This window comes from Ruegeria sp. AB6, from assembly GCF_056542685.1.
The window spans coordinates 1-14,985 of the sequence record NZ_JBQGAD010000020.1; the positions used below are offsets into that span (position 1 = coordinate 1).

Here is a 14,985-nt window from a genome sequence, read left to right on the forward strand (position 1 = left end):
CCACGGTGGCGCGCGAGGCGGCGGCAAGCTATCCGGCGCTGGCAGCATTGGCGGGGCAAATCGGGGATCCGGCAGTGCGCAATCGCGGCACAATTGGTGGGTCGGTGGCCAACAATGATCCGGCGGCCTGTTATCCGGCAGGGGTGTTGGGTTCGGGCGCGACCGTTGTGACCAATACGCGGCAGATTGCGGCGGATGATTTCTTTCAGGGCATGTTCACCACGGCGCTGGACGAGGGTGAGATCATCACATCCATCCGCTTCCCGGTGCCGCAGGCGGCGAGCTATCAGAAGTTCCTGCAGCCGGCCTCGCGCTTTGCGTTGGTGGGTGTCTATCTGGCGCGGTTTGCGGATAGTGTCCGCGTGGCCGTGACCGGTGCCAGCGAGGGCGGCGTGTTCCGCTGGTCTGAGGCCGAGGAAGCCCTGACAAAAGAGTTCCGCGCCGACGCGCTGATGGGCCTGAAGGTGAACCCAATGAACATGATCGGCGATCTGCATGGCAGCAAAGACTATCGCGCACATCTGGTCAGCGTCATGACCAAACGCGCCGTACAAACCTGCGCGTAACCGCCTAGACAAACGAACCCAAAAGCCCCGCGACAAAAGCGGGGCTTTTTTATCGCCGGATACGTGGCGTTTTGGAGGGAGCCCAATACGCGCCGTTTTGTTCCCTGGCTTTTTCGTAGGCCTGAACTTGGTTCAGTGCGTCTGCACCGCCTGCGTCGAACAACTGCCCAAGAAGGCATTCAAGGACAGCCATTGCGCCGGAATATGCAGAAAAGTGATGCAGGGATCTTGTGCTGACCAGGAACAGGACGTCGGGTTGAATGCCTGGTGCGACCACCTCGCTGTCGGTGATCAGGATGAGGCGCATCCGGCGGGCCAGCGCAGAGCGCATCGATTGGATTGTATCTGCGGAATAGGGTTGAACGGTGATGGCCAACAGGCAGTCTTGTTGGGTCGCGTCCACGAGGTCATCGCTGGCTGCGCCAACATGTCGTGGGATCAACTGTATTCCGGGATGTGCCATTCGGCCCACATACGAGAAATAGTAGGACAGCGCATAACTGGCGCGGGTGGCGGTGACAAAGCACCGCCGAGAAGACGTGATGACATCCAGCGCCTGCGCCGTTTTTTCGGGCGTCATCAACCGAAGGGATCGGGTTGTTACATTCAATGTGGTTTCGGCGAATTTGGCCTGTGCCTGATCGGCGGGCGTGCCTTCGTGCATTTCCGCTAGCCAGCTTTGGTTCAGGTGTCGCTCCCGATCAGTTAGCAGAGCATGGCGAAAGGGTGCGCGGAAGGCCTCGTAGCTGTCATACCCAAGTCTTTCGGACAGCCGGACCAACACATTGGTGCTTACGCCGATCTTGTCGGCAGACACTCGGATTGGGTCCAGCGCGATATTGCCGGGATGGTCGAGTACATATTTTGCGGCCGCTTGCAGGGCTGGGGGCAACTGATCGATTGTACTGCGCAAGCGTCGGGTTAGGGAATTGAGTGTCATGTTCCCCATAAAAACAAATGTTTTGAAAAAGGCAAATTGAAAACATTGAAGCGAACCGTCATGTCCGAGGTGTTCAAAAGGATGTGCCAATGTCTGCCCAGAAGACGCCCAACAAACCCTATGTTCTGGTTGCGCCAAACGGGGCGCGGCGCGGGCTTAAGGATCATGCCCATCTACCAGTGACGCTGGATGAGATCACGGCGACGGCGCAGGCATGTCATGGGGCCGGGGCGCAGGGTCTTCACCTACATATACGCGATACGCAGGGACGGCATAGTTTGGACGCGGGGCAATATCTGGAAACGATTGCCGAGCTGCGTAGACAAGTCCCGACGCTGGACATCCAGATCACAACCGAAGCGGTCGGTCTGTATGACGTGCAAGCACAGTACGACTGTCTGGCCGGGGTGAGGCCGGGTTGGGCCTCGGTTTCTGTGCGCGAGATTGCGCGCGCGCCGGACCTCGCAGATCGGGTTTATGGGCTATGTGCCGAACAGGGGACGCGGGTTCAGCATATCCTTTATAATGCAGCAGACGTTGCTTTGTTGGCGCAATGGCGCGCGTCGGGCATAGTGCGAATGGAACAGTCGGAGCATCTGTTGGTTCTGGGGCGGTATTCGGCAGGGATGAATTCATCGCCCGAGGATTTGGACAGGTTGCCGCCGGTCGATGGGCCCTGGATGGTCTGTGCTTTTGGGCCGCGGGAACATGCGTGCCTTGCGATGGCTGCGAAAAAGGGTGGAGACGTGCGTGTCGGGTTTGAAAACAGTCTGACGGACCACGCCGGAACCCCTTGGGCCGACAACGCGGCATCTGTTGCCGCTTTGGTAGAAACTTTGAAAGGTATCAGATCATGAGCCACGTTTTTCCACGCCATACCAAGGCTGATCTGCCAACTGCTGTTGGAGGCGACGGATGCTATCTGATCGACTCTCAGGGGCGTCGGTATTTGGATTGTGGCGATGCGGCTGTGTCTTGCCTTGGCCACTCGGATCATGCGGTGATTGCCGCTGTTCAAGAGCAGGTTGGAAAGATCGCGTTTGCCCATTCCGGGTTCATGACCTCGGAACCGGCCGAGGCGTTGGCGGATCTGCTGATCAAACACGCACCGGGTGATCTGGACCGCGTTTATTTTGTATCGGGCGGATCCGAGGCGACCGAGGCCGCGATAAAACTGGCGCGGCAATATTTTCTTGAGATCGGGCAACCAGACCGGCGTCATGTGATTGCACGTCGTCAAAGCTATCACGGGAACACCTTAGGGGCCTTATCGGCCGGCGGGAACGCATGGCGGCGTGCGCAGTTTGCGCCGATGCTTATCGAGATGTCTCATATCCCGGCCTGCTACGAATACGGCGAGAAACCCGAGGATGAGAGTAGCTTTGATTATGGCCAGAGGGTCGCAAACGCGCTTGAGGCAGAAATCCTGCGGTTGGGACCGGACAGCGTGATGGCGTTCATGGCCGAACCCGTAGTTGGGGCAACATTGGGTGCGGTACCGGCGGTCGAGGGGTATTTCAGACGAATCCGCGAGATTTGTGACCAGTACGGTGTGTTACTGATCCTGGACGAAGTAATGTGCGGTATGGGGCGCACAGGGCATCTGTTCGCTTGCGATCATGAGGGTGTCGCCCCCGATATCCTGTGCATTGCCAAAGGTCTGGGGGCGGGATATCAGCCGATCGGGGCCATGATGTGCACCGGGAAGATTTATGACGCAGTCCGAGACGGCTCCGGCTTTTTTCAGCACGGTCACACCTATATTGGCCACCCCGTTGCAACAGCAGCGGCACTTGCCGTTGTGACACAGATGATCGAGCGGGATCTGCCGCATCGCGTGATGCAGATGGGTTCGACGGTTCAGGACGCTTTGCTTGCCGAGTTCGGTCAGCACCCCAATGTCGGGGATATTCGGGGGCGGGGGCTTTTTCGTGGAATCGAGCTGGTCGCGAACCGTGCAACCAAAGCACCCTTCGATCCGTCTCAGGGCGTAGCTGCCAAGATCAAAAAGGCCGCTTTAGCGGAAGGTTTGATCTGCTACCCGATGTCAGGCACACGCGATGGGCGATTCGGAGACCACGTTCTTTTGGCTCCTCCTTTCATTCTAAAGGAGACTCAGGTTGGCGAAATGGTCACAAAGTTGAGTAATTCTTTGGCCGCAGTCGTATAACGTGTTTGTGTACTGACAACTCCTGTGTAATTAATACACTTATTCATTATTTTATTGTGAATGGGTGTGAGTAATGATCGCAGACATTTGGTCAAGTTTTCGGGCACTGCCACTATGGGTACAGTTATGGATGACGTTCATCCTTGTGCCTGTGAATCTCGGCACTCTGGCTTTTGTTGATCAACCGCAGGGTGCACTGATTGCGGCCTTGGCCGTGACAGGAATGGCGTTGAATATTCCGATCATGAGGGCCGCACGCGGCATGTCCAAGGCCATGGCTCTGCCTCATCTGATCTGCTGGGTGCCGATGGTGGCGATCATCATAATCCTGCTAACGGATGGAACTCCGCTGACCACCGGATTTGTTCGGTTTCTGGTTCTGCTTTTGATCGTCGATCTGATCTCATTGGGATTTGACTTGAACGACTCAATCGTGTGGCTGCGTGAACGGCAGGATGAACAGAAAAAAGCCCCCACGGCGGGGGGCTTTGAATAACATCCGGTAATTCTGATTACTTCTGAGGAAGCGGCCCGATCATCATGATCATCTGACGGCCTTCCATTTTGGGCATGTTTTCGACCTTGCCCAGATCCTTGATGTCCTCTGCCACGCGCTCCAGCAGTTCACGCCCAAGATTCTGGTGTGCCATCTCACGGCCTCGGAAGCGCAGAGTGACTTTGACCTTGTCGCCCTTTTCCAGAAACTTGAAGACGTTCTTCATCTTGACGTCATAGTCATGCGTGTCGGTGTTGGGTCGGAACTTGACCTCTTTCACCTCGATGACTTTTTGCTTCTTACGCGCTTCGCTTTCGCGTTTCTGCTGTTCGTACTTGAACTTGCCAAAGTCCATGATCTTGCAGACCGGCGGGTTCGCGTTTGGCGAAATCTCGACCAGGTCTAGGCCCGCATCTGCGGCAAGTTGCATGGCTTTGGCGGGATGAACCACCCCGACGTTATCTCCATCAGCGCCGATCAGGCGGATTTCGGGGGCACGGATTCTTTCATTGACGCGCGGGCCGGTATCTCTCTGAGGCGGCGCGTTGTGAGGTCTGCGGGCTATGGGTTCATTCCTTTGATGATTGCAGAAATTCGAGCCCGAAATTTAGACCGCTCCGGTGCCTGATTCAAGCGTGATCCACGCCAAAACGATGGAATTTCGGTGGTTTCACAGCAGGTTTATGCGCCGGTCAGGGGTAACCCGGTGACCGGCGCGGCCTGATTAGCCTACAAAGGCCTTTTCGATGACGAATTCCTTGGGTTCGGAATTCGCGCCTTCACGCAGGCCGAACTCTTCCAGAATGGCTTTGATATCGAGGTTAAAGGCCAGTGAGCCACAGACCATAGCACGGTCGGTTTCCGGCTTTATGCCACCTTCGATACCCAGATCGGCAAAGACAGTGCCGTCTTGCAGCAGGTTGGTGATGCGGCCCATCTTGGGGCTCTCTTCCCGCGTGGTGGTCGGGTAGTAGCGGATCTTGTCGGCGAAACCTTCGCCCATCAGCTCGGCCAGCATCTCGTCCTTACGGATGTCTTCGATCAACTGACGACCGTATTCCAGTTCGGCCACTTCGCGGCAGGTATGCGTGATGATGACCTCATCATAATCTTCATAGGTCTGCGGTTCGCGCAGCAGCGAGGCGAAGGGCGCAAAGCCGGTGCCGGTGGCGAAGAACCACAGGCGTTTGCCGGGCAGCAGGGCGTCATGTACCAGCGTGCCAACGGGCTTGGGCCGCAGGATAATCTGATCGCCGGGTTTGATATGTTGCAACTTTGACGTCAGCGGACCGTCCTGCACCTTGATCGAGTAGAACTCCAGCTCTTCGTCCCAGGAGGGCGACGCGATCGAATAAGCGCGCAGAAGCGGTTTTTGGCGGCCGGTCTTGGGGTCGGGATCGCCCATCAAACCGATCATCACAAACTCGCCCGAGCGGAACCGCAGCGAGGCCGGGCGCGACACTTTGAAGGAAAACAGGCTGTCGGTCCAATGCTTGACGTCGGTGACGGTCTGGGCGTCGGGCAGAACGGGGGCCTTCACGGCGGTTGCTTCACTCACTGGTTTCATCTCTGTCATCGTTATATCCGCCAGTTGGGTAAACCGGCATCTCCGTTTAATCTTTGATCCACGTCAGGAAAAGGGTACAGTTGCCCCCACGTCCTGTCCTCAAGCTGACCGATGGCGGTCTTAACCGCGCAGGCGGGCCTGATAGTTGTTGTCTTCCCAGTTCGACCGGGCCAGCCACTGATCCTCGGGCTGACGCTGGGCCAGTGCCTGGTCGATCTCGACCTCGTCAAAGCCGCTACGGCGAGCCATGGCGAATTGATCCGCCAGCACATGGCCGCGGGCGCGCAGACGGCCGGTATAGCCTTTCAGGCGCAAAATGCGGGCAATGGTAAAGCCGCGCCCATCAGCCGACGACGGAAAGTCCACGCGCACCATTTTGGCGCTGCCCAGACGTTCAAACAGCTCATCCGGATCGGTGTCCGAGGCCACATCCAACGCAACCACGTCATTGGCGGCGTCTTCCAGCGTAACAAACCCATCGGTCCAGTCGTCGGGGGCAAAGCCCTCATCATTTACGATTACGTTCATGTTGTCTCTCCGGCGCGCACCATCTTGCCATCGACAAAATGGATGCCGCATTCTTCCTTGTTCTGATCGCGCCAACGTCCGGCGCGAGGGTCTTCGCCTTCTTTGACCGGCGAGGTGCAGGGCGCACAACCGATCGAGGGGTATCCTTTGGCCACCAGTGGATGCCGGGGCAGGTTGTTTTCTTCCATATAGGCGCGCACATCCTCGGGCGCCCAATGGGCCAACGGGTTGACCTTGATCCGGCCAGTGCCGTCTTCGACCTCGAAGAACTCCAGCGCGGCGCGGGTGCCGGACTGAAACCGTTTGCGCCCGGTGATCCAGCCGCAGTAGCCCGTAAGGGCCTTTTGCAGCGGGAAGGTCTTGCGCAGGTTGCAGCACGCATCCGTATCCCGCAGACGCAGGGCACCATAGGGGTCGTCGCGCTTCACATCCTCATCCTCGGCGCGGATGATCTGCACGTTTTTAAGCCCCAGACGTTCGCTGACCTCCTGCTGGTATTCCAGCGTTTCGGTAAACAGCATCTGAGTGTCCACAAACAGCACCGGGGTCATCTTGTCGACCACCGCCGCCATGTGCAGCAACACCACCGACTCGGCCCCAAAGCTGGACACCAGGGCAAGATCTTCAATCTGGTCAATGGCACCGTGCATCACGTCATGCGCGCTGTGGTGCCGGAACCGGGCGTTCAGCGCCTCGACTTTTTCGGTCAGTTCGCTGCGGTCTTTGCCCAGTTCCGTCTGGATCAGATCAAGCGGCATTCGCCCGAGCCTCGGGGTACAGAGCTGCCTTGAACGGAGCCATGCCGACACGGCGATAGGTCTGCAGGAACTCTTCTTCGGGGCTGTCGCGCTGTTCCAAATAGGTGTTCACGATCCGCTCGACCGCCGGGACGATCTCATCATAAGCAAAGCCTGGACCGGTACGGTCGCCGATGGCTGCCGTTTCAGTGCCGTCGCCGCCCAGAGTGATCTGGTAGTTCTCGACGCCTGCACGATCCAGACCCAGAATGCCGATGTGACCCACATGGTGGTGACCACAAGCGTTGATGCAGCCCGAGATCTTGATCTTCAGGTGGCCGATATCATGCTCCAGCTTAAGATCGTCAAAGCGGGTTGCGATTTCCTGTGCCACCGGGATCGAACGTGCCGTGGCCAGCGCGCAGTAATCCATGCCGGGGCAGGCGATGATGTCGCTGATCAGGCCGATATTTGCGGTGGCCAGCTCGTATTCCTTCAGCTTGGCGTGGATCGCGGGCAGGTCCGATTTGTGGACATGCGGCAGGATCACGTTCTGCTCGTGGCTGATGCGCAGCTCATCATAAGCGAAATCTTCAGCCAAATCGGCCATCACGCGCATCTGTTCTGCGGTAGCATCACCCGGTGTCGCGCCGTGCTTTTTGATCGAGATCGTGACAATCGCGTGGTCCGCGTTCTTATGCGGCGCGATGTTGGTATCGACCCACGAGCGGAAGACCGGATCGTTGGTATAGGCGCTCTCAAAGGACGCGACCGAGCCCTGACGGAAATCAGGCGCTGCAAAGTGGCCCTTGATCTCTTCCAACAACGCCATATCGGCGCCTTTGAATTGGGGGCGGACCTGAAGGAAGCGCTCGTTGACCTTGGCGCGGATGGTGTCGATGCCGTTTTCATGAACGGTGATCTTGATACGCGCTTTGTATTTGTTGTCGCGGCGACCAATCTGGTTCCACACCGAAACGGTGGCCTCCAAGTATGCCAGCAGATCGTCAAAGGCGACGAAGTCTGACAGTTCCTTGCCGATCATCGGCGTACGGCCCAGACCACCGCCCACGATCACGCGGGCGCCCAGAACGCCGTCGCGTTCAACCAGTTGCAGGCCGATGTCGTGCGCTTTGATTACAGCGCGGTCGTTTTCCGAACCGGTGATGGCGATCTTGAACTTACGCGGCATGAACTGGAATTCCGGGTGATCGGTGGACCACTGGCGCAGCAGTTCGGCATAGGGGCGAGGATCGGCGATCTCGTCCGCGGCGGCACCGGCGAAATGGTCGGCAGTCACGTTGCGGATCGTGTTGCCCGAGGTCTGGATGGCGTGCATGCCAACCTCGGCCAGCGCGTCCAGCATATCCGGAACGTCGTTCAGCTTAGGCCAGTTATACTGGATATTCTGGCGGGTGGTGAAATGGCCGTAACCCTTGTCCCACTTCTCGGCCAGCAGGGCCAGTTGGCGCATCTGCGCGCTGGACAGGGTGCCATAAGGAATGGCGACGCGCAGCATGTACGCGTGCAGTTGCAGATACAGGCCGTTCATCAGACGGAAGGGTTTGAACTCATCCTCGGTCAGCGAGCCGTCGATGCGACGCTCAACCTGGGCGCGGAACTGCTTGTTACGTTCTGCCAAAAATGCTGTGTCGAACTCGGAGTAGCGATACATGATTAGCTGTCCTTAGTTGCAGCCCCGATACCTAGGGGCCTTTTTGGGGAGAGAGAGGGCCAGAGATCAGGCCCGGGGCTGCGTTGTTGTTTCCTGCTTGCCGTGGGCATAGTTGGACGGGCCAGTGCGGCGGAAGTCCTCGCGGAAATGGGTGGGTTCGGGGCCGTTTTCACCGGCCACTGCATCGGCCAGATATGCGCCGACGATCTTATTGGCTTGACGCGCGGCATCCAGCAGGCGGACCTGAGCGTGGGCCTCGTCGGTGATCAGCTCGGCCTCGGCCAGGTCGCGCGACCAACGGTCATCGGCGGTCAGGTAGATCACGTCGCCTTCCAGCAGGTCATTCGCAGTGACGACTTTGGGGGTAAAAGCGCGGGCCATCAGGCGTGCTCCTTCTTGAATTCGGTCAGGGCCTTGGCCGCTTGGCGCGGGGCAAGGCCGTAAAAAGTCAGGGTGGGGCCGTCCATTTCGGCGGCGTTCAGATCGGCGGGCAACTGGTCCAGATTGGTTGACACGATGCGCTGATCAGGGCGCGAGGCGTTTTCCACCAATGTGATGGGCGTGGCGCGGTCGGCGCCGTGCATGATCAGGCGGCCCTGGATGAACCGAGCCGATTTTTTGCCCATATAGATTGCCGCGACAGAGCCCGGACGCGCCAGTGCTGCCCAGTCGTGATCGGCAAAGCCCTTCATGTCGTGGCCGGTCAAGAACCGGACCGAGGAATTGCGGCCGCGGCGGGTAAGGCTTTGGCCGATACCCGCCACAGCGCCCGAGGCAGCCGTAATACCGGGGATGATGGTCCAAGATATGCCTGAGGCTTCAACGGCCTCGATCTCTTCGTCCAGACGGCCAAACACGGTAGGATCACCGGATTTCAGGCGTACGATCCGCTGACCTTTTAACGCGTGTTCCACCAATAGGGCGTCGATATCCGCCTGTTTCCACGAAGGGCCAAAACCGGCTTTACCCACATCAACCAGAGCAGCCGTTTTTCCCGCCATCGCCAAAACCTCGGCACTAATCAGGCGATCATGCAGCACGACGTCAGCGCGCTCGAACGCACGCAGCGCCTTGAGCGTCAGCAATTCAGGATCGCCGGGGCCCGCGCCGACAAAGTCGACATGCCCTGTGCCATCATATGAACGTGCGTCTTGCATAGTTGATTCCGGTTGGTTTGACTTGACCTGCAATATAGGAAATATTCCCAGTATTGCGCCATATGGGCGCTTAAATAAGAACATACGTTCCTGTAAAATTGGAATGTGGAACGTGGGTTTCGAAACGAGGGATAAATTGGAATGTCGGTGCGAATAGACGACACGGATCGGAAAATTCTGGTTGAGCTTCAGCGCGATGCCAGTCAATCGCTGGACGAAATAGCAGCGCGGGTCGGCAGCTCCAAGACCCCGGTCTGGAATCGGATCCGCAAGCTGAAAGGGGCCGGAGTAATCGGTCAGCAGACCGTTTTGCTGGACGCCGAGGCGCTGGGGTTCGAGGCTACGTTTTTTGTGTTGATCCGCACCTCAGAGCACGAGGCCGATTGGCAACGCAAGTTCCTCAAGGCCCTGCGGGATCGGCCCGAAGTGCAAGAGGCGCACAGGCTGGCGGGCGATATCGATTACATCCTGAAAGTGCGGGTCAAGAACGCGCGCGCCTATGATGAGTTCTACCAGACCCTGATCTCGGAAGTGCGGGTCCACAACGTGACCGCGCTGCTATCGATGGAGGAGATCAAGTCCACCACGATGTTGCCTTTGGGTGCTTTGGTCGACGGATAATTTCAGGTTTCCACCATCAAGCGCTGCAAACCGTGGAAGTGATAGGTGTTGTCATAGGCCGGTGCTTCGCTCAGGCATAGAGAGGGGCACCGATTGAACAGGATTGACAGCGCGACTCGCATTTCCAGCCGTGCCAACGGCGCCCCGACACAGAAATGCAAGCCGCCGCCAAAACTGGTGTTGGTAACAACCGGGCGGGTTGGGTCAAACTGATCTGGGTTTGTCCATACTGCCGGGTCGCGGTTCGCCGCCCCCAAAAGCAAGGCCACCTCGTCGCCGCGTTTGAAACTGTGGTCGAACAGGGTGACGTCTTCGTAAGCATAGCGCGTGAACATGTGCAGCGGCGGATCGTAGCGCAGGATTTCCTCGACCGTTCCGTCTATGACACCCGGCTGAAAGACGCTGCGATCAAGGCCTAGTTCTAACGCTGTCTTCACGCCGTTGCCCAGCGAATGCACGGTTGCCTCATGTCCGGCGTTCAGCAGCAGGACGCAAGTGGCGACCAATTCATCGCGCGTCAGCTTCTCGCCATCTTCCTCGGCTGCAATCAGCCGGGTGATCAGGTCATCACGCGAATCCGTGCGACGGCGGTCGAAATAGCTGTTCAGGAAATCAGTGAATTCTTGCGAGGCTGCGGCGGCATCTTGTTCGGTCTGTGCCGTTCGGCTGGCCTGATACATGGCGACCATGGCATGGGACCAACGCAGCAGGTCCGGCGACATCTCCTCGGGTACGCCCAGCAGGCGGCAGATGGTGATCACGGGCACTTGGGTGCAAAACCGGTCCAGCAGATCGAACGGGGTATCAGGGAAATCGTCGATCAATGCGTGGGTCAGGTCCCGTATTGCGGGCTCCAGCGCAGTAATCGCGCGCGAGGTGAAGGCGCGCATCACCAAGGCCCGCAATCTGGTATGGCGGGGTGGTTCCAGCTCAAGCAGGGAATGCGCCTCGATCGCCAACCATGGGGCGAGGTGCCTTGGACCCGGCTTTTGCATCTCGGCTGGGGTTTCACGGCCAAAGCGGCGGTCTTTCAGCAACGTTTGCACGGCCTTGTGCGAAACGGCGGCCACAATCTGATAGTCGTCCCAATAAATCAGATCGCCGGATGCGCGGGCATGGTGATAGAAAGGGTAGGGGTTTTGGACGAAGTCCGGTGCAACCGGGGATTGGGTAAGCGTCTTCATTCCAAGGACACTTGCCATGAGGCCCGGTGAATGCAAGACCCTATTTCATGCAAAGGGTTTGGGTTGTTTTGGGATTTATCTTGTCTGTCGCGCTGTTGGCGACAGGGGTGTGGTCATACGGCTACCGGCAGGCGCTGCTGCAACTTAGTGACAAGGCCGAGGCTGATCTGGAACTCGCTGCCGACCGGCTGAGCACTCAGATGCAGGTCTATCAGGAACTTGCCGTACTGATGGCCACACATCCTGCTTTCGACACGCTGGAGACCGAAGCACAACGGCGCGATGCGCGCTTCGTGCTGTTGGATGTTGCCGACAAGACAGCGGCGGTCGATATGATCTATCTGGACCGCGACGGTCAGGTTCTGGCCTCGGCACAACCGGCGGCACAGACCAATATGGCCGATCACCCTGCCTTTGAGCGTGCCTTGCAGGGCGCGATGGGCAGTGCGCATGGGGTGTTAGACGCGACCGGGGACCGGATCTATTCTTACGCCGCCCCCGCGTTTGGCCCCGAAGGGCAGGTGGACGGGGCATTGATGGTCATCGCCGACGTGCAGGATGTCGAGCAGACATGGCGCGGCAGTACCGAGGCTGTTTTCTTTGTCGATGCCGAGGGGGTCGTGTTCATCTCCAATCGCTCGGACCTGTTGTTCTGGCGCCGTGACGACGGCCAACTGGGGCTATCTCCGCCAACCGGTGAGTCCGTGGCCTTCGCCTCGGTCCAAGTGGGACCGCATGAGTTGTGGGAGGTCGATTGGGGTCGGTATTTACCGCAACGTGCCTTGCATCTGACGCTGGATTTGCCAGTGATCGACATGACGGCCGAAGTGCTGGTCGATGTTGCTCCGGCCCTGCGCTTGGCCGGGTTGCAGGCGGCGACGGTGGCGGCAATCTGTCTGGCCTTTGGGGCCTTGTTGTATCTGGCCACCGAGCGCAGGCGCACTTTGGCCTTGGCCAATGTCGAGTTGGAAAGCCGCGTGGCGCAACGCACCCATGAACTGACGGATGCCAACACCGCCCTGCGCCGCGAAGTGCATGAGCGACAGGAGGCGGAAACCGCCCTGAAACACGCGCAGGAAGAATTGGTGCAGGCTGGAAAACTCAGCGCATTGGGGCAGATGTCTGCTGGGATCAGTCACGAGTTGAACCAGCCACTCATGGCGATCCGGCAATTCGCCGATAATGGAACCGCTTTCCTGACCCGTGGACGCGAGGAAAAGGCCGCTGAGAACCTAACCCGCATTTCCGATATGGCCGCACGTATGGCCCGCATCATCAAGAACCTGCGGGCGTTTGCGCGCAATGAAAGCGAGCCGATGAGCAAGGTTGATCTGGTGCAGGTCATCGAAACCGCGATCGAACTGACCGAGGCGCGTTTGCGCGCGGATGGGGTGGTTCTGGACTGGACCCCTCCGGTGCGGCCTGTGTTCGCGTGGGGCGGAGAGGTGCGTCTGGGGCAGGTTTTCGTCAACCTGATCAACAATGCCGCCGACGCCATGAGCCAGCAACCCGAGCGGCGGATCGACATTGAAATACATGATGACGAAAAGCTGTCGGTGACAGTCCGCGATATCGGTCCGGGGATTGAAAATACGGAAAAACTGTTCGAACCGTTTTATACGACCAAAGAGGTCGGCTCCTCAGAGGGGATGGGGCTGGGTCTTTCGATCTCGTACGGGCTGGTGCAAAGCTTTGGCGGCAATATTCGCGGTGTGAACTCGAATCCAGGGGCGACCTTTACGGTTGAACTGGAGTATTTTCGGGAAGATGAAGTGGTATGACACGCAAGGTTCTTCTGGTCGATGATGACGCGGCGGTCCGCGAGGCATTGGCGCAAACGCTGGAACTGGCGGATTACGCGCCGGTCACGGCAGGCTCTTTTGTAGCAGCCAAGGATCATATTCGCGCAGACTTTGCGGGGGTCATCGTCTCGGATATCCGCATGCCCGGACGGGACGGGTTTTACCTTTTGAACTACGCGTTGGAGATTGATCCCGAGTTGCCGGTGATCCTGCTGACAGGCGAAGGCGATATTCCAATGGCCGTTCGGGCGATGGGCAAGGGTGCGTTCGATTTTCTGGAAAAGCCCTGTGCGGCCTCTGATCTGCTTGAGGTGCTGGAACGAGCACATCTGGCGCGGCGGCAAGTGCTGGAGCAGCGCGCTCTGAAACAGGAGTTGGAAAAGGGCGACCCGGCAGCGCGGCTTCTGTTTGGTCTGTCTGCGCGGTCGGAGGCGTTGCGGGACCGGGTGCGTTCAGTTGCGCCGACTGGGGCCGAGGTTCTGGTGACAGGACCTGCGGGCAGTGGGATATCAAAGGTTGCTGAGGTGGTTCATTTGATGTCACCGCAATCGCAGGGCCCATTCGTCAAGCGGCCCGCTTCGGGCATGTCGGTTCAGTCTTTGCAGCAGGTGTGTGAGGACGCGGCTGGTGGGTCACTGTTCCTTGACGAGGTTTCGGTGATGCCGAAAGACACCCAATATGCGGCGCTTGAAATCGTCGAGCAGGGGGTTGGGGCCCGGATCATCGCCGGCACCACTGCGGATCTGGCGGATTTGTCCGAAACTGGGCAGTTTCATGCGGATCTGTTCTATCGGTTGGATGTGATGCGCGTGCGCATCCCGTCCCTGTCCGAGCGGCCCGAGGATATCCCGGTGATCTTTCGCCACTACGTCGCGCAAGCTGCGGAACAGGCTGGCATTGCAGTACCTGACATCTCTTCCGAACATTTGGCGGCTTTGATGTCGCAAGATTGGCCAGGGAATGCCCGATCCTTGATGTCAGCGGCCATGCGCTTTGTGCTTGGAATGCCGGATGAGGTGGGCGCCGCCACTGAGTTGGGTCTGAGCGAGCAGATGGCCCAAGTTGAGCGGTCACTTTTGATCGCGGCGCTGGGGCGCCATAACGGCAAAGCATCGGACGCGGCCAAGGCGCTGAAACTGCCGCGCAAGACATTTTACGACAAGCTGGCTCGCTATGGCATTCGGCCCGAGGATTATCGCAGGTAGGTGCTCCCGCCCGCTTTCTCTGCAATTCATGCAGGTCAGGCGGTTGGGCCGGGCAGTTCGCTGACGCGAACTGTGGTTGCGCTTGATTGGGTGGTGATTCTCGATGGGCGAATCAAGTTGTGCGGAAAACCGCACAGAAGGGGTTTGGGCTTGTGCGAAATTTCGCACGTCGCTCAAGGATAGCAGCCAAAGATCTGTTCGCGCGACTTGTAATGCACTGTTAGTTAACAAAAAAATACAATCACCCGGCATTCAGAACAAAAAGTTGAGCGGTAAGAGGCGATTCGGTTCACTGCCCGGCATGAGGCGCTCGTCGAGCGTCTGGGAGAAGTTTTGT

16 protein-coding genes are annotated in these 14,985 nt (G+C 58.4%); 7 read left to right on the forward strand and 9 right to left on the reverse strand.

Annotated elements, in window-relative coordinates:
• Nucleotides 1-566 (forward strand): FAD binding domain-containing protein (locus ACR0DB_RS21775; protein ID WP_480552945.1); only part of this gene is annotated, 566 nt, incomplete at its 5' end.
• Between the two features lie 49 nt (nt 567-615).
• On the opposite strand, the gene ACR0DB_RS21780 is transcribed toward ACR0DB_RS21775, so the two are convergent.
• On the reverse strand, nt 616-1,506 hold the full coding sequence (locus ACR0DB_RS21780) for a MurR/RpiR family transcriptional regulator (protein WP_480552947.1): 891 nt from the start codon (nt 1,504-1,506) through the stop codon (nt 616-618).
• A gap of 89 nt (nt 1,507-1,595) precedes the next feature.
• On the opposite strand from ACR0DB_RS21780, the gene ACR0DB_RS21785 reads away from it, so the two are divergent.
• The 3 genes from ACR0DB_RS21785 to ACR0DB_RS21795 all read left to right on the forward strand — a co-directional run bounded on the left by ACR0DB_RS21785 (nt 1,596) and on the right by ACR0DB_RS21795 (nt 4,172).
• Nucleotides 1,596-2,363, forward strand: a complete 768-nt coding sequence (locus ACR0DB_RS21785; protein ID WP_480552948.1) for a beta-keto acid cleavage family enzyme — start codon at nt 1,596-1,598, stop codon at nt 2,361-2,363.
• Nucleotides 2,360-3,676: an aspartate aminotransferase family protein gene (locus tag ACR0DB_RS21790; RefSeq protein WP_480552950.1), complete on the forward strand. Its 1,317-nt coding sequence runs from the start codon at nt 2,360-2,362 to the stop codon at nt 3,674-3,676. Before ACR0DB_RS21785 ends, ACR0DB_RS21790 begins: the two co-directional genes overlap by 4 nt.
• Nucleotides 3,677-3,806: 130 nt before the next feature.
• Nucleotides 3,807-4,172, forward strand: coding sequence for a hypothetical protein (locus ACR0DB_RS21795; RefSeq protein ID WP_237215911.1), 366 nt, complete (start codon nt 3,807-3,809; stop codon nt 4,170-4,172).
• A gap of 16 nt (nt 4,173-4,188) precedes the next feature.
• On the opposite strand, the gene infC is transcribed toward ACR0DB_RS21795, so the two are convergent.
• The 7 genes from infC to cobA form a co-directional block, all read right to left on the reverse strand.
• On the reverse strand, nt 4,189-4,779 hold the full coding sequence (gene infC, locus ACR0DB_RS21800; RefSeq protein ID WP_456239037.1) for a translation initiation factor IF-3: 591 nt from the start codon (nt 4,777-4,779) through the stop codon (nt 4,189-4,191).
• A 117-nt stretch (nt 4,780-4,896) separates the two neighbouring features.
• The gene (locus ACR0DB_RS21805; protein WP_170769608.1) at nt 4,897-5,748 is read right to left on the reverse strand and encodes a ferredoxin--NADP reductase; all 852 of its coding nucleotides are present in this window, start codon (nt 5,746-5,748) and stop codon (nt 4,897-4,899) included.
• Between the two features lie 111 nt (nt 5,749-5,859).
• On the reverse strand, nt 5,860-6,267 hold the full coding sequence (locus ACR0DB_RS21810; RefSeq protein WP_170786575.1) for a DUF934 domain-containing protein: 408 nt from the start codon (nt 6,265-6,267) through the stop codon (nt 5,860-5,862).
• Nucleotides 6,264-7,025: a phosphoadenylyl-sulfate reductase gene (locus ACR0DB_RS21815; protein WP_480552952.1), complete on the reverse strand. Its 762-nt coding sequence runs from the start codon at nt 7,023-7,025 to the stop codon at nt 6,264-6,266. The genes ACR0DB_RS21810 and ACR0DB_RS21815 overlap by 4 nt, the downstream gene beginning before the upstream one ends.
• Nucleotides 7,015-8,679, reverse strand: coding sequence for a nitrite/sulfite reductase (locus ACR0DB_RS21820; RefSeq protein ID WP_170786580.1), 1,665 nt, complete (start codon nt 8,677-8,679; stop codon nt 7,015-7,017). The genes ACR0DB_RS21815 and ACR0DB_RS21820 overlap by 11 nt, the downstream gene beginning before the upstream one ends.
• Before the next feature lie 66 nt (nt 8,680-8,745).
• Entirely contained in the window at nt 8,746-9,060 is a 315-nt protein-coding gene (locus ACR0DB_RS21825; RefSeq protein WP_170786582.1) for a DUF2849 domain-containing protein, read from the reverse strand.
• A complete protein-coding gene (gene cobA / locus ACR0DB_RS21830; protein WP_480552954.1) occupies nt 9,060-9,836 on the reverse strand; it encodes a uroporphyrinogen-III C-methyltransferase in 777 nt (258 codons plus the stop codon). Before cobA ends, ACR0DB_RS21825 begins: the two co-directional genes overlap by 1 nt.
• 141 nt (nt 9,837-9,977) lie before the next feature.
• On the opposite strand from cobA, the gene ACR0DB_RS21835 reads away from it, so the two are divergent.
• Nucleotides 9,978-10,457: an Lrp/AsnC family transcriptional regulator gene (locus ACR0DB_RS21835; RefSeq protein WP_170769614.1), complete on the forward strand. Its 480-nt coding sequence runs from the start codon at nt 9,978-9,980 to the stop codon at nt 10,455-10,457.
• Between the two features lie 2 nt (nt 10,458-10,459).
• On the opposite strand, the gene ACR0DB_RS21840 is transcribed toward ACR0DB_RS21835, so the two are convergent.
• Nucleotides 10,460-11,641 carry a cytochrome P450 gene (locus ACR0DB_RS21840; protein WP_480552955.1) on the reverse strand — a complete coding sequence of 394 codons (1,182 nt, stop codon included), beginning with the start codon at nt 11,639-11,641 and terminating at the stop codon, nt 10,460-10,462.
• 47 nt (nt 11,642-11,688) lie between these two features.
• Between ACR0DB_RS21840 and ACR0DB_RS21845 the strand changes: the two genes are divergently transcribed.
• Nucleotides 11,689-13,422 (forward strand): sensor histidine kinase, encoded by a 1,734-nt coding sequence (locus ACR0DB_RS21845; protein WP_480552957.1) that lies wholly within the window; start codon nt 11,689-11,691, stop codon nt 13,420-13,422.
• Nucleotides 13,419-14,648 carry a sigma-54-dependent transcriptional regulator gene (locus ACR0DB_RS21850; protein ID WP_480552959.1) on the forward strand — a complete coding sequence of 410 codons (1,230 nt, stop codon included), beginning with the start codon at nt 13,419-13,421 and terminating at the stop codon, nt 14,646-14,648. Before ACR0DB_RS21845 ends, ACR0DB_RS21850 begins: the two co-directional genes overlap by 4 nt.
• The last annotated feature ends 337 nt before the right edge of the window (nt 14,649-14,985 follow it).